This is a genomic window from Nocardia sp. MDA0666 (assembly GCF_003023875.1).
GTDB lineage: Bacteria > Actinomycetota > Actinomycetes > Mycobacteriales > Mycobacteriaceae > Nocardia > Nocardia aobensis.
Genome location: NZ_PYHT01000025.1, coordinates 46,763 through 59,957 on the forward strand (window position 1 = coordinate 46,763; position 13,195 = coordinate 59,957).

Sequence of the window (13,195 nt, forward strand, 5' to 3'; positions counted from 1 at the left end):
TCCTTTCATTCGGCCACGGCCGGAGCCGGGGCGGGCAGGGGTGTGGAGGTAGATCGGCCGGTGGTCCGCGGCATGACCACCGCAGCGACGACCCCGGCCCCGAGGAGCAGGACCGCGCCGATCGCCAGCCCGGTCGCATATCCCGCGGTGACGGCCTGGGGCGTCTGCGCCGATCCGGCGCGCTGGGCGGCGACCGAGGCCAGGGCGGCCAATCCGATCGCGCCGCCGATCTGGCGGGCACTGTTCATCAACCCGGATGCCATGCCGGCCTCGGCGGGGGCGACGCCGGTGGTCGCCGCGGCCGCGAGCGGCGCCAGGCACAGGCCGAAACCGATACTGGTGACGAGCGAGGGGCCCAGTACCGCGGTGGCGAAGTCGCCACCGGCGTCCAGCAGTGCGAACCATCCGAGGCCCGCGGCGGCGAGCAGCGATCCGGAGATCAGCAGGGTGCGCGGCGAACGCCGGTGGCCGAGCCGAGTCGCGACCACGGTCCCGGCGACGACCCCGGCGGAGAACGGAACGAAGGCCAGACCCGTTGCCGCCGCGGACATTCCGAGCGACTGCTGCATATAGAGCGAGACGAAGTAGAAGGCCGAGAACTGTCCCGCCGCGGCCAGAGCGACGAATAGATCCGCCCCGGCGACCCACCGGTTGCGCAGCAGCGACAGCCGTATCAGCGGCACCGAGGCCCGCCGTTCGAACCATACGAAGGCCGCAAGGAGGAACAGTGCGGCCACGACCGTCCCGACGGTCGCGGGCGAGAACCACCCGTAGTGATCGGTACGGACGACGGCGAGAACGAGCAATCCGGCGCCGCCGGTCGCGGTGAGCGCCCCGGCGATGTCGAGCGGCGGGCGCATCCCGTCGCGGCGGTCGGCCGGGATGCCGAAGAGGCCGAGTCCCAGCACGATCGCGGCGATCGGCAGATTGACGAGCATCACCCACCGCCATCCGGCGTATTCGGTGAGGATGCCGCCCAGCAATACGCCCAGCGCGCCACCGGCGCCGTTCGCCGCACTCCACAGTCCGAAGGCGCGCACCCGCGCCGGGCCGTGCGGGAACAGGACGGTCAGCATCGCGAGGGTGGCCGGTGCGACGGCCGCGGCCGCCACGCCCTGGACAGCGCGCGCGGCGATCAGTTGCCACGGTTGCTGGGCCAGCCCACCGGCCAGCGAGGCGAGGGCGAATCCGCACAGCCCGAGCGCGAACAGTCGCCGGCGGCCGAACAGATCGCCGGCTCGCCCGCCCAGGAGGAGGAATCCGCCGAAGGTCAGGGCGTAGACGTGCACCACCCACGACAGATCGATCGGTGCGAATCCCAGCTCCCGGCGAACGGCGGGCAGCGCCACGTTCACCACCGCCATATCCAGCGCAATCATCAACTGCGCCACCGTGATCGCCGCCAGAGCGAGTCCCGGCGAGTACTTTCTATACATGTATAAAAAGTAACCGACCGCACTGCTCGTTGTCGAGACCTCGTGTCAAGATGGCCGGGTGAGCACCCGAACCGGACGTCCGCCGCGGCTGTCGCGCGCGCAGATCGTGGCCGCCGCGCGCGAGCTGATCGAGACCCACGGCGTGCAGGCGCTGACCATGCGGCGCCTGGCCACCGAACTCGGCGCGACGCCGATGGCGCTCTATCACCACGTACCGGACAAGGACGCGCTGCTGCTGCTCCTGCTCGACGAGGTGGCCACGGGTGCGGGGCGTCCGCAACTGCCGCAGGACCCGCGGGAACGCCTGATCGTCGCGGCCCGCGCGATGCACGACGTCCTGGCCCCGGTTCCGTGGATCACTGAGGTGCTGACCGCCGACGACCTGCTCTCACCGGCCGCGCTCTGGTATCCCGAGGCGATTCTGGACGCGGCGATGGACGCCGGGCTCGATGCCGATCGGGCGGTGCACGCCTACCGGAGCGTCTGGTACTACACAGCCGGAGAAATTCTGATTCGCGCCGCGGCTCGCCGGCGTCGCGACGACGATCGGCCAGTGTTCCGGGAGCGCGTCTTCGCCGATATCGATGCCGAGGAGCTTCCACGCTTGGCGGCCGTGGCCGACCGGTGGGGCGCGCTCACCGCGGCGGATACCTACGAACAGGGACTGCGCGCGCTGGTCGACGGCCTGCTGCCGGATCGCTGAACGGGCGACGCCGACTCAGCCCAGGCTGCTCATACCGGCCGCGACGACCCGGGAGAGGTTCGTGATCTCCTCGGCGCCGGCGAGTGTCAATCCGTCGAGTGCGTGCAACCGGTCGGTGCTCGCGATGGTGAGCATGGCCGACACCCATGCGGCCGCGCAGGCGCGCAGAGTTCCGGGCTGGACCTGGCCGGGTGCGCTCGCCTGCAGTACCCGGGCGGTGATGTCGAGGAGTTGATCGCGCATGCGGCGCACCTGTTTTCGCACATCCGGATGCGTATCGGCCTCGCGCCACATGATCACGCGCAGTACCGAGGAGTGGTGGTCGCGCAGATTCAGCGCCGCGTCGAGGTTCACCAGGCTGGTCGCCGGATCGCCGGGGCTGACCACCGTGGCGATGTCGTCGATCGGATGCGCGGGAACCCGCTCGGCCATCAGCGCCGAGAGGATCGAGTCCTTGGTGGGGAAGTAGTAGAAGACCAGCCCCTTCGGAACGCCGGCCGCGGCGGCTATGGCAGCCGTCGCGGTCGCGTCGAATCCGTGTGCCGCGAACAGGCTTTCGGCGGCATCCAGAATCAGAGCACGGGCGTCGCCGTCGACCTTCCGGCTGCGGCGACGCCCCGCTCGATGGGGTGTGGGCCTCTGCATCAGTGAGCAGTATGCATCCGCGCCGATACCTGCGGAAGGGCGGCGAGGGCCACCACGACGGTCAGTACGCCCACGATCCACGCCGTCCACGACGCCGCGCTGAAGGAGCTGTAGTTCATCACCCACGGGGAAATGAACAGCAGGACGCCGAACAGGCCCATGGCGTAATCGGTTGTGGCGATTCCGGGGCGAGTGAACTGGAGCAGGCCGGTCAGGGCGATCAGCACGCCGAGCACGATCAGGGTCCACATGGCGCGGTTGCTGTGGTCGGTCCAGATGGGGGACAGGGCGGTGTAGACGCCCAGTGCCACGGCCACGAAACTCAGGGTGCGGTTTTCGGTGAGCATTGGGGGCCTCCTCAGGGGCGGAATTGTGTTCTGATCTCGGTATAACTCTGATTGACCGCCCGATCAACACTCTGCGCGGAAAATTCCTACACTTGTGTCGGATATGGCGCCCGTCACGACAATCTAGAACGTGTTCTAGTTTATGGTGGATTGGTGCAGCAATACGTGCCGGCAATGGGAACCGAGCCAGGAGGGCGGCGATGACAGCCCCGATCGTGATCGTCGGCGCCGGTCTGGCGGGCCTGCGCACCGCGGAGGAATTGCGCCGCGCCGGATACGAGGGCGGACTGATCCTCGTCGGTGACGAACAGCGCCTGCCCTACGATCGGCCGCCGCTGTCCAAGCAGTTCGTGCGCGGCGAGACCGAGGACACGACACTGCGCCCGGCCGAATTCTTCGCCGAGAAGAACATCGAGCTGCGACTGGGACTGGCCGCGACCGGAGTCGACACCGCGGCGCGCACCGTGACCTTCGACGACGGTTCCGTGCTCGAGTACGGACAGTTGATCATCGCAACAGGACTGCGTCCCAAGCGAATTCCGGGTTTGCCCGAGGCCTCGGGTGTCCACGTCCTGCGCCGGCACGAGGATGCGGCGGCACTGCGCGACGGTCTGGCCACCGCGCGGCGGGCGCTGGTGGTCGGCGCGGGCTTCATCGGCTGCGAGCTGGCGGCGAGCTTCCGTTCCCGCGGCGTCGACGTCGTGCTGGTGGAACCGCAGCCCACTCCGCTGGCCGCCGCCCTGGGTGAGACGGTCGGACGCCTGGTGGGTCGGATGCACCGCGACGAGGGCGTGGACCTGCGCTGCGGTGTCGGACTGAGCTCACTGCAGGTCGAAGACGGCGCGGTTACCGGGGCCACGCTCGCCGACGGCAGTACGGTCGCCGCCGATCTGGTCGTCATCGGCGTCGGCTCCGCGCCGATCACGGAGTGGCTGGCCGGATCCGGCATCCCGCTGGCGGAACCGCAGGCCGGTGGGGGTGTCCTCGCCGACGAGGTGGGGCGTACCTCGGTCGAGGGTGTGTGGGCGGTCGGCGACGTCGCGGCATGGCGCCACGACAACGGCCGGCACAAGCGTGTGGAGCACTGGACCAACGCCGGTGAACAGGCCAGACTCCTGACGACCGCCCTGCTCGGCGGTGACGTGCCCGCGGCCGCCCGGGTGCCGTACGTGTGGAGTGACCAGTACGACCTGAAGATCCAGGTGCTCGGCACTCCCGCGGGCGCCGACGAGATCCGGGTGATCGAAGACGACGGCCGCAAATTCCTGGCGCACTACTTCGACGGCGGGGTCCTGACCGCCGTGGTCGGTGGCGGACGCACCGCACAGGTGATGAAGATGCGCGCCGAACTCGCCGCCAACGCCCGGTCCGCCGCACCCCTGAGCTGAACGCTCAGGCCCCGGGCGGGCCGAAGGGCGCGGAACACCACTCGGCTGATACCCCGGTCGGGCGCAAGGGTTCGTGGCGACGCTAATACAGTGGCTGCGTGATCGTTGCGCTCATCGATTCGGGACTGGGGTTGTTGCCGACCGGGGCGTGGCTGCGCAAGTTGCGTCCCGACCTCGATCTACTGCTGCAACTGGATCCGGATGGTGCGCCGTGGGGTCCGAAACCCGAGCAGTGGGTGATCGATCGGGTGCTGGATGCGGCCCGCCGCTCGTTGCGGCTCGGCGCGGAGGCCATTGTGCTGCCGTGCAATACCGCCAGCGTCACCGCACTCGAGCAGGTGCGGGCCGAGGTCGGGCCCGAGGTGCCGGTAATCGGCACCGTCCCCGCGATCAAACCCGCCGCCGCGGCCTGCGCGTCGGTCGCCGTGTGGGCGACCGCGGCCACCACCGCGAGCCGCTACCAGGCCGATCTCATCGCCCGCTTCGGCGGTGAGGCCGATGTGACGGGTGTGGCGTGCCACGGCCTCGCGGACGCCATCGACCGCGGGGATCTCCCGGCCGTCGAACACGCCATCGCCCGCGCCGCCGAGCAGACCCCCGCGGGAACCGAGGCGGTCGTACTGGGCTGCACCCACTACCCCTTGGTCCTCGATTCCATCGTGGCCGCACTGCCCCCCGGCGTCCGGCTGTTCGACAGCGCGGAAGCCGTTGCGGGCCAGACACTTCGGCGCATCGACGCGCTGGGCCGGCCGACCGCCGGGACCAGCACGGTGACCGTCTACAACAGCGGCCGCGCCGGTGAACTGCCCGCGAGTGCGGCGGCCTTCGAATCGGGCCGCGTGCTCGGGGCGGTCGATAGCGCCTGCCCCATCTAGTCTCGCGAGGGCACCGGGCGGACCGTGTTGAACCGGTCACGATTGCGCCCGTGTCTCCCGTCGGCCGCGCCGTGCCGAAGCCGGTGGCGCTGAACGAATCCTGTTCCGGGACATGTTCTTTCGACCGCTCCGCGCTGCTGTGGCGCAGCATCGGAGGCGGTGCTGTGACCTGCGCCCCAGCCACTCGTGGGAGGTCTGGTGGTCCGTGACCGGGCGCGGTTCTACCGTCGTTCTCGCAGACGTACAGCGCGGTCGTCGACGCATTTCCGCACCCACCCCTACCGGGCCGGCCGCCACGGCGCCGGCGCATCGGTAACAGACAGACCCGGAGTTATGGCTACCCGAACGCCTTGGAGCGATGTTCATCCCGGAACCGGCGAAACCGCATCGTCGTACCGCCCACTACCGACGCAGCCGAGTGATCGCCGTCCGGTGTGGGGATACCTGTGCGGTGCCGGGTTGAGTGCCACGACTCTCGTTCTGATGTTCCAGCCCTGGTTGTCTGCCTCCGGGCCGGGTGGCGCGATCCGGTCGGATGCCTTCGGCCGGCTGGCCGGCACCGAATCCCAGCAGGACTGGGGAGGCGTAGGTCTGCACAACACCGATATCAGCGGCACCTGGGCGGTGCTGACCTGTGTCGCTATCCTCGCGACGATCTTCGCCGCGGCGGCATATCTGCGGACCCGCGCCGCGATCTTCTCCACCGCCGCCGTGGTCGCGGGGAGCGGCGTGGCGCTGTTCGTTCTCGCGGACGTGCTGTACCTCGACAACAAGGAAGCCGAGCTGCGGGCGGCGGTCGCGGACGACAGCAGTTTCTCCGGCATCCTCCGCGGTCTCTTCGGTGGTGCCCACGCCGCGCACCAGCTGGCGGGCGCCCACCTCGACATCGCCGCGATGCTCGCCGGAATCACCGCATTCGGCGCGGCGGCATGCCTGCTGACCACCCATCTGCGCGAAACCCCGGTTGCCCGCACCGTCTCCCGGCCGATGACCACGCTCGTCGAAGCCGCACGCTTCTCGGCGCCGACCGCACGGACCCAGCAACGGACGTACACACCGCCCGCGGCACCCGTTGCGCCCCACCCGATACCGGCAGCACCGCAACTGGAGCCGACGGCACCCGACCTGGCACCGGCCGCATCTCATCTGGCACCGACCGCAGGGCAACTCGCGCCGAGTGCTGCCCACGCGGCGCCGATCGAAGCGGCACCACCGGCACCCGTCGTCGAATTCGGGGATATCACCGCCGAGCGGCACGAGCCCGCACCGAGCGCCGCCGAACTCCCGCCGTTCCCGGTGCGCAAACAACCGAGCTGGCGCATCGTCATCCCCGCGGGAGCGGTGTCCGCACACGCCCCGGCACGGGCGGAGCGCACCTTCGCCAAGTGATCCCGGGCGCGTGCCGGCCGGACGCGTTGTCATCGGGAATCGGGGGCGCGGTGAGTGATACTGCCGTACATGACCGTTGCGCATTTTCCCGGTGAGCAGCTCGCGGCGCCCGGCCGTTTCGGCGGAGTTCGGGCATGACCTCCGCGCCGACCGCCGCCGATGTCGCGCGTGCCATGGATGAATTGGGTGATCCCGAGCGCGCCGTCGAGTTACGGCGGTTCTTCAAAACCGGACCCGGGGACTACGGTGAGGGCGACGTCTTCATCGGAGTCCCCGTGCCGCAGACCCGCAAGGTCGCGAAAGCATTTTCCGCCCTGCCGATTTCGGAGATAGCTGAACTTTTGCGGAGTGTGGTGCACGAGCATCGGCTCGCGGCCCTGGTGATCGCGAACAATGCGATGGCGAAGGCGGGGAAACCGCGAACGTACGACGGTGCCGCACAACAGGAAATCGTCGACATGTATCTGGCGGCGGTGCGCGGCGGACGCGTGAACAATTGGGATCTGGTCGACGTATCGGCCGAGAACATCCTGGGCCCGTGGTTACTGGGACGGCCGCGGGATCTGCTCGACGAATTGGCCCGGTCGGATTCGCTGTGGGAACGCCGGGTCGCGCTGCTGACGACCTTCGCGTTCATCAAGGCCGGCGACGCCTCGACCACGTTCGCCCTGTGTGAACGGCTGCTCGACGATCGGCGCGACCTGATTCAGAAGGCGGTCGGCTGGATGCTGCGGGAAGTCGGCAAACGGGTGGACCGCGCGCTGCTCACCGATTTCCTGGACCGACGTGCCCACGATATGGGCCGCACGGCGTTGAGTTACGCCACCGAACATCTGGAACCCGAGGCGCGCGCGGCCTATCGGGCGCAACGGCAGTCGCCGTAGATCCGCCCGCCGTGCCCGGTCCGCAGGTCGGCCACGGCGGCGACGGTCCTCAGAACTGGATCTTCAGATGATCGGTGACCGGATGCGCCTGGCAGCCGAGGATGTATCCGGCTTCGATGTCCTCCGGATCGAGAATCTCCGAATTGTCCATCTCCACTTTGCCTTCCAGCACCGTGCAGGCGCAGGAGCCGCATTCGCCCTCCTGGCAGGAGTACGGCACGTCCAGACCCTTGGCGAGCATGATGTCGACCAGGGTCTGGCGGCGCGGCCACTGCATGGAATGGGTTTCGCCGTCGAGTTCGACCTCCACGGTGGCCGCGTCGGCGGCGTCCTCCTCGCTGACCTCGACCGGGGCGCCGGCGGCGAACGGATCGCCGGACAGCGAATTGAAGACCTCGGCGTGGGTGCGGTTGCGCGGCACCTCCAGCTGGGCCAGTGCGTCGTGCACCCGGTCCATGAACGCCTTCGGCCCGCACATGAAGGCGCGGAAACCGGTGTACGGGGTGCACAGCGCGGCCAGTCCGTCGGCGGTCGGCAGCCCCTGCAGCGTCTCCAGCCAGTGCACCACCACGAGCCGCTGCGGATTCTTGTCGGTGAGTTCGCGCAGTTCGTCGGCGAAGATGACCGATTCCGGATCGCGGTTGGCGTAGACCAGCACGATCCGGCCGTTGCCGCGGGCCAGAGCCGATTTCAGGATCGACATCACCGGGGTGACACCGCTGCCGGCCGCGAACAGCAGCAGATCCTCGTCCAGATCCTTCGGTGTGAAGACGCCGGAGGGCGGCAGCACCTCGATCTCGTCACCGGCTTTGACGTTGTCGCACACCCAGTTCGACGCGTATCCGTCGATCGTGCGCTTCACGGTGACCTTCGGCTGGACATCGGTGTGCGGCGAGCTGGCCAGCGAATAGCAGCGCGCGACCGAACCGGTGCGCTCGCTCGGGATGCGCAGCGTCAGGAACTGGCCGGGTTGATAGGCGAAGCGCTCGCGCAGATCTTCGGGCACGTCGAAGACCAGCGAACAGGCGTCGGCCGTCTCGTTGACGACAGCGGCGACCCGCAGCACGGCCGAACGTGAGCTGTGCGGTACGACGGGATCGGCGGTGGTCATGGTGTCCTCTCGGGGCCGGGCACTGGAGCAGGTAAACTAGAACGTGTTCTAATTTATGATACGTGGCCGTCCCGCTGCCGGACAAGCTGGGCCTCGAGCCCCGCGATCAGCACATCCATGCCGAAGTCGTAGGAGTATTTGCCGCGCAGATCGCCCATGTGCTTGACGGCCCGCTCGACGGCTTCGGGAAGCGGCATGTCGACCAGCGCGGATCGGTCCCGCGGATTGACCCGGGCGCGGCCGAACAGATACGTGTGAATGGTGGCATAGGCGGCGAGCACATTGCGATCCTCGAACCCCGCATCGGACAGGATTTCCATCACAGCGGCGATCAGATCGAGCTGTTTGCCCAGCGTCTGTTCGATCAGCACATCGCCAAGGCCCGGGTGTTTACGCAGCTTCTCGTCGATCTGATCGATGAGTTCGCGCAGGCGCTGCTGCCAGGTGCCGAATTCCGGCGGTGGAGTCCGCACTCCGGTGAGGGCCGCGCTGGCCACCAGATCCAGCAGTTCGCGCTTGTCGGCGACGTAGTAGTAGGGCGCCATCGGCGAAACGCCGAGTTCGCGGGAGAGCCGGCGCATCGACAGCTTCTCCACGCCGTCGGCGCGCACCACACGCAATGCGGCCTCGACTATCTCGGCTTCCGAGAGTGTGTTGCCGCCCCCGCTCGTCTGCATCCGTCCGACTCCCATGCCACCTCTAGACCTGCGCAGCCCGCCCGACGGCCACCCGTCATCTGCTGTTCAACGTGCTTGCCTTCCGCAGTCTAGAGTGCGCGTTCGTGGTGGCGGCCCGGTACGTGGAGGAGATCGGCGCACACCGCGACGGCGCACGTCACGCGGTAGTAGCCGGAGATGAACTACCGCGTCCCGCGCGGGATCTCGTTGATCATGAAGTGAATGTTGCCGTGAGATAGCTACATAGCGTCGATGGTCATTGACACCCGCGCAACGCCGGAGCCGGTGCGTTGCCGCCGGTTTCGTATCGAATTCGATCCGTTTTTTTCGACACGGGATGCCCGGCGGGCGGTTAGCGCATAGCATTCTTGGAATGCGCCATGATCGACTGCCCAACGGGTTCGGGGTGCGAATCGATCCTCGGGTGCGCACCTATTCCGGTGGACGGCTCTTGGTCGGCGGCTCGCCGACGAGGTTGCTGAAACTTGCTCCGGAAGCGGCCGCCCTGATCGGTGACGGGTATCTCGAAGTGACGGATCCCCAGTCCGCGGTGGTTGCCAGACGGCTGCTCGACTCCGGGGTGGCCAACCCGCGTCCGCGCCTGCTGCCCTCGCCCGAAGAGGTCACGGTCGTGGTGCCGCACTGCAACGACGCCGCCGGGCTGCAGCGGCTGCTGTCGACCCTGCGCGGGCACAGTGTGGTGGTCGTGGACGACGGTTCCGACCGGCCCGTCCGCATTCCGCGCACCGGGGGACGTTGCCGCGTCACCGTGCTGCGCCACGATTCGCGGCAGGGCGTGGTCGCCGCGCGCAATGCCGGACTGCGGGCGGCGACAACGGAATTCGTCGCATTCCTGGATTCCGATGTGGTCCCGCGCGCGGGCTGGCTGGAGGTGATGCTCGGACATTTCAGCGATCCCGAGGTCGCCCTGGTCGCTCCGCGCATCGTGGCGCGCGAGCCGGACGCCAGTGTGCTGGGCCGCTACGAGAGCGCGCGGTCGTCCCTGGATTTCGGCCGCCGGGAAACCGCGGTCAGCTCGCGCGGCTCGGTGTCGTACGCGCCGGGCGCGGCGCTGCTGGTGCGGCGCCACGCACTGCTGGCCGAGGGGGGATTCGACGAGCAGATGCGCTCGGCCGCCGATGTCGATCTGTGCTGGCGGCTCGAGCGCGCCGGCTGGCGGTTGCGGTACGAGCCGGCCGCGCACGTCGCCTGCGATCAACCGGCCTCGTTCGGTAAGTGGTTCGGCCGCAAGGTCTCTCACGGTGCGAGTGCGGCGCCGCTGGCCCGCCGCCACGCCGGGATGGTCGCTCCGCTGTCCGTGCCGTTCTGGACCATCGCCGCGACCGCGCTGCTGGCCACCGCGTCGCGCGCCGGAATCCTGGGCGGGCTCGCCACGCTGCTCGCCGCGCTGATCCGGCTGCGGCGGGTGTTCGCGGAACTCGACAATCCGACGCGGGTGGCGGCCATCCACCTGGCCCGCGGTTTCTCCGCCGGGGTGTGGCGGATCGTCTCGGCCCTGTGCCGGCACTACTGGCCGGTGACAGTGCTGGCGATGATCGCCTCCCGGCGCATCCGCCGGCTCGCGGTGGCGCTGGCGCTCGCCGACGGACTGGCCGACTGGTTCACCCATCGCGATGCCGGTGGCCTGGATCCGGTGCGATATCTGATGTGCAAGCGGCTCGACGACCTCGCCTACGGAACCGGCCTCTGGTCGGGCGCGCTGCGTGCGCGCAATGTGGCCGCGCTGCGCCCGGCCGTTCCGCGGCATTGATGGCCGGGGTCACATGTGGCCCCGATATGCCGTCTACCTCACATTTCGTCGCGATCCGGCGCCGGTGTGACCTGTCGGACAAACCGTATGCTTCGCCCATGCCCTTCCTGACCCGCCGGTACAGTGTGGGACGGGAAAGAAAGGCAAATGGTCAGCAATCTCACAGGCGATAACCGTCCCGAGGGCAGGGTCGAACCCGGGACACAGCTCGGTGCGCTGGAAGCCTATGCCGCTCAGGCCCACGGTTACCTCAGTGTCGGGGGCGATCAGCTCAATCAGCTGCCCGGATTGCTGCGTCCGCTGGTACTGGAGTCCTGGCTGCGCAGTGTGCGCGGCGGGGTCGATCCCATGGACGTGCTCGACGGCCGCGGCCTGCGCGGTGCCGATCTGCAGCGCTACCGCGACAACCATCCGATTGCCACGGTGATGCCACTGGTCGACAAGTTGCTGCTGCAGGACGCCACCGGCATCGGGCTGATCGTGGTCGTCGCCGACCAGTTCGGCCGGGTGCTCTCGGTGCACGGCAATCCCGACCGGGTCGAGGCCGCCGCCGAGGTCGGCCTGCGCGAGGGCGACGACCTGTCCGAACGCCGCATCGGTACGAATGCGGTCGGACTGGTGGTTCGTACCGGCCGCGCCACCTGGATCCACGGCCCGGAACATTTCCTGCACCGGATGCATCAGCTCACGGGAGCGGCCGCGCCCGTCCACGATCCGGACGGCCGGTTGGTCGGCGTGCTGATGATCGCCGGCGGCGTGCGCGTCGCCCGCCCGGAGATACTGGCATTGGTGAAGGCCGCCGCGACCGCAGCGGAGATGGATCTGGTGCTCGCGGCCGTGCGCACCGAACAGCGCGGCGCGGATCGTCGTGCGCCCGTGGATCATTCGTCGCCGCCGCGGACCGCCGGCCGGCTGGCGCTGGAGGTGCTGGGTCTGGGCCAGCCGCAGCTGTCGGTAGACGGCGAGCGTATCGCGTTGTCGCAGCGGCATGCCGAGATCCTGCTGTTGCTGGCCGAACATGCCGAAGGTCTGTCCGCCGATCATCTGGCGCTGCTGCTCGACGACACCGACCTCGACAACGCCACCATCCGGGCCGCCATGTCGCGGCTGCGCTCGGTGGTCGGCCCGGACGTCTTCGGTTCGCGGCCGTATCGGTTGCGGGTGCCGGTGTCCACGGACGTGGAGGCGCTGCGCGCGGCGCTGGATTCGGGGGATGTGCACAGTGCGGTCCGCCATTACACCGGACCGGTGCTGCCCCGTTCGACCGCTCCCGGAGTTATAGACATCCGCGATGAATTGCGGGTGCGGCTGCGGACCGCGGTGTTACGTTCCGGTGACGCTGCCGTGCTGAGCCGGTGGACCTCGGGCGCCGAGGGCCGTGACGATGCCGCCGCGTGGGTCGCCTATCGAGCCACCGCGGATCGCGATTCCGCTCTGTATGCCCAGATCGAGGCCAAAATTCGGGTGCTCGACCGGCGGATGGGCGCCGATGCAACGCAGATGCAACGTTTCGGCTCGTAGGCTCCGCGTCTGAAAGTGTCCTGACTCACACAAACAGGTCACAGTGTGGTTTCGGGCACATCTCTGCCCGGATATCGACCGAATTGGACGCTAGTCCGAGTTTTTTTGAAGGATCTCGTTCCTTTTTATTAGTCTTCGGCCTAGTGTTCGCTGCATCGGTGGCGTAAGTCGCCACCGGCCGATGCAGGAGATGAGGCCGCGGGAGCTCGGGGCCGCGATGTTGGAGGAAGTCGAGTTCGAGGATGAGTTGGTGACCGCACCGGTTCACCGAAATTACTGAGACACAAACCATTTCGCTCTTTCACACCTTCGCGATCGCGTGAGGTGTATTCGCCGAACCAACCGTGGCAAAGCCAGGGTCCGCGTCGTCGCGCGGGGCCCGGGGCTTATTTCGTGCTGCCCGAAAAGCGTTCGGTCGCTGGGTATTTCGTCAATCGAGGAGGCTCTG

Annotated in this window: 12 protein-coding genes; 7 read left to right on the forward strand and 5 right to left on the reverse strand. The window is 68.5% G+C overall.

The features are described from left to right. Window positions 1-5 precede the first annotated feature (5 nt). Window positions 6-1,436, reverse strand: a complete 1,431-nt coding sequence (locus C8258_RS26850) for an MFS transporter (protein WP_106957542.1) — start codon at window positions 1,434-1,436, stop codon at window positions 6-8. A 58-nt stretch (window positions 1,437-1,494) separates the two neighbouring features. Here C8258_RS26850 and C8258_RS26855 point away from each other — a divergent pair, with 58 nt between their 5' ends. Further along, window positions 1,495-2,139, forward strand: a complete 645-nt coding sequence (locus C8258_RS26855) for a TetR/AcrR family transcriptional regulator (protein WP_106957543.1) — start codon at window positions 1,495-1,497, stop codon at window positions 2,137-2,139. Between the two features lie 15 nt (window positions 2,140-2,154). Here C8258_RS26855 and C8258_RS26860 read toward each other — a convergent pair whose 3' ends face one another. Both C8258_RS26860 and C8258_RS26865 read right to left on the reverse strand, forming a co-directional pair. Beyond that, window positions 2,155-2,784 carry a TetR/AcrR family transcriptional regulator gene (locus C8258_RS26860; protein WP_106957544.1) on the reverse strand — a complete coding sequence of 210 codons (630 nt, stop codon included), beginning with the start codon at window positions 2,782-2,784 and terminating at the stop codon, window positions 2,155-2,157. Beyond that, the gene (locus C8258_RS26865; RefSeq protein ID WP_106957545.1) at window positions 2,784-3,131 is read right to left on the reverse strand and encodes an SPW repeat protein; all 348 of its coding nucleotides are present in this window, start codon (window positions 3,129-3,131) and stop codon (window positions 2,784-2,786) included. Before C8258_RS26865 ends, C8258_RS26860 begins: the two co-directional genes overlap by 1 nt. Before the next feature lie 200 nt (window positions 3,132-3,331). Between C8258_RS26865 and C8258_RS26870 the strand changes: the two genes are divergently transcribed. The 4 genes from C8258_RS26870 (at window position 3,332) to C8258_RS26885 (ending at window position 7,667) form a co-directional block, all read left to right on the forward strand. After that, window positions 3,332-4,519, forward strand: a complete 1,188-nt coding sequence (locus tag C8258_RS26870; protein WP_106957546.1) for an NAD(P)/FAD-dependent oxidoreductase — start codon at window positions 3,332-3,334, stop codon at window positions 4,517-4,519. A 98-nt stretch (window positions 4,520-4,617) separates the two neighbouring features. Further along, the gene (locus C8258_RS26875) at window positions 4,618-5,394 is read left to right on the forward strand and encodes a glutamate racemase (protein ID WP_106957547.1); all 777 of its coding nucleotides are present in this window, start codon (window positions 4,618-4,620) and stop codon (window positions 5,392-5,394) included. A gap of 459 nt (window positions 5,395-5,853) precedes the next feature. Further along, window positions 5,854-6,783, forward strand: coding sequence for a hypothetical protein (locus C8258_RS26880; RefSeq protein ID WP_146161345.1), 930 nt, complete (start codon window positions 5,854-5,856; stop codon window positions 6,781-6,783). A gap of 134 nt (window positions 6,784-6,917) precedes the next feature. Continuing rightward, window positions 6,918-7,667, forward strand: a complete 750-nt coding sequence (locus C8258_RS26885; protein ID WP_106957549.1) for a DNA alkylation repair protein — start codon at window positions 6,918-6,920, stop codon at window positions 7,665-7,667. A 49-nt stretch (window positions 7,668-7,716) separates the two neighbouring features. On the opposite strand, the gene C8258_RS26890 is transcribed toward C8258_RS26885, so the two are convergent. Together C8258_RS26890 and mftR2 are read right to left on the reverse strand one after the other, a co-directional pair. Further along, on the reverse strand, window positions 7,717-8,778 hold the full coding sequence (locus C8258_RS26890; protein WP_106957550.1) for a ferredoxin--NADP reductase: 1,062 nt from the start codon (window positions 8,776-8,778) through the stop codon (window positions 7,717-7,719). 53 nt (window positions 8,779-8,831) lie between these two features. Beyond that, window positions 8,832-9,455 (reverse strand): mycofactocin system transcriptional regulator MftR2, encoded by a 624-nt coding sequence (mftR2, locus tag C8258_RS26895; RefSeq protein ID WP_051043258.1) that lies wholly within the window; start codon window positions 9,453-9,455, stop codon window positions 8,832-8,834. A 373-nt stretch (window positions 9,456-9,828) separates the two neighbouring features. Between mftR2 and mftF the strand changes: the two genes are divergently transcribed. Both mftF and C8258_RS26905 read left to right on the forward strand, forming a co-directional pair. Beyond that, window positions 9,829-11,226 (forward strand): mycofactocin biosynthesis glycosyltransferase MftF, encoded by a 1,398-nt coding sequence (mftF, locus tag C8258_RS26900; RefSeq protein ID WP_106957551.1) that lies wholly within the window; start codon window positions 9,829-9,831, stop codon window positions 11,224-11,226. 147 nt (window positions 11,227-11,373) lie between these two features. Then, a complete protein-coding gene (locus tag C8258_RS26905) occupies window positions 11,374-12,747 on the forward strand; it encodes a GAF domain-containing protein (protein WP_063012891.1) in 1,374 nt (457 codons plus the stop codon). Window positions 12,748-13,195 lie beyond the last annotated feature (448 nt).

Bases quoted from the DNA above. Each gene is read 5' to 3' on its own strand.
- C8258_RS26850 (WP_106957542.1), bottom strand. From the start codon at position 1,436: ATGTATAGAAAGTACTCGCCGGGACTCGCTCTGGCGGCGATCACGGTG.
- C8258_RS26860 (WP_106957544.1), bottom strand. From the start codon at position 2,784: ATGCAGAGGCCCACACCCCATCGAGCGGGGCGTCGCCGCAGCCGGAAG.
- C8258_RS26865 (WP_106957545.1), bottom strand. From the start codon at position 3,131: ATGCTCACCGAAAACCGCACCCTGAGTTTCGTGGCCGTGGCACTGGGC.
- C8258_RS26870 (WP_106957546.1), top strand. From the start codon at position 3,332: ATGACAGCCCCGATCGTGATCGTCGGCGCCGGTCTGGCGGGCCTGCGC.
- C8258_RS26885 (WP_106957549.1), top strand. From the start codon at position 6,918: ATGACCTCCGCGCCGACCGCCGCCGATGTCGCGCGTGCCATGGATGAA.
- C8258_RS26890 (WP_106957550.1), bottom strand. From the start codon at position 8,778: ATGACCACCGCCGATCCCGTCGTACCGCACAGCTCACGTTCGGCCGTG.
- mftR2 (WP_051043258.1), bottom strand. From the start codon at position 9,455: ATGCAGACGAGCGGGGGCGGCAACACACTCTCGGAAGCCGAGATAGTC.
- mftF (WP_106957551.1), top strand. From the start codon at position 9,829: ATGCGCCATGATCGACTGCCCAACGGGTTCGGGGTGCGAATCGATCCT.
- C8258_RS26905 (WP_063012891.1), top strand. From the start codon at position 11,374: ATGGTCAGCAATCTCACAGGCGATAACCGTCCCGAGGGCAGGGTCGAA.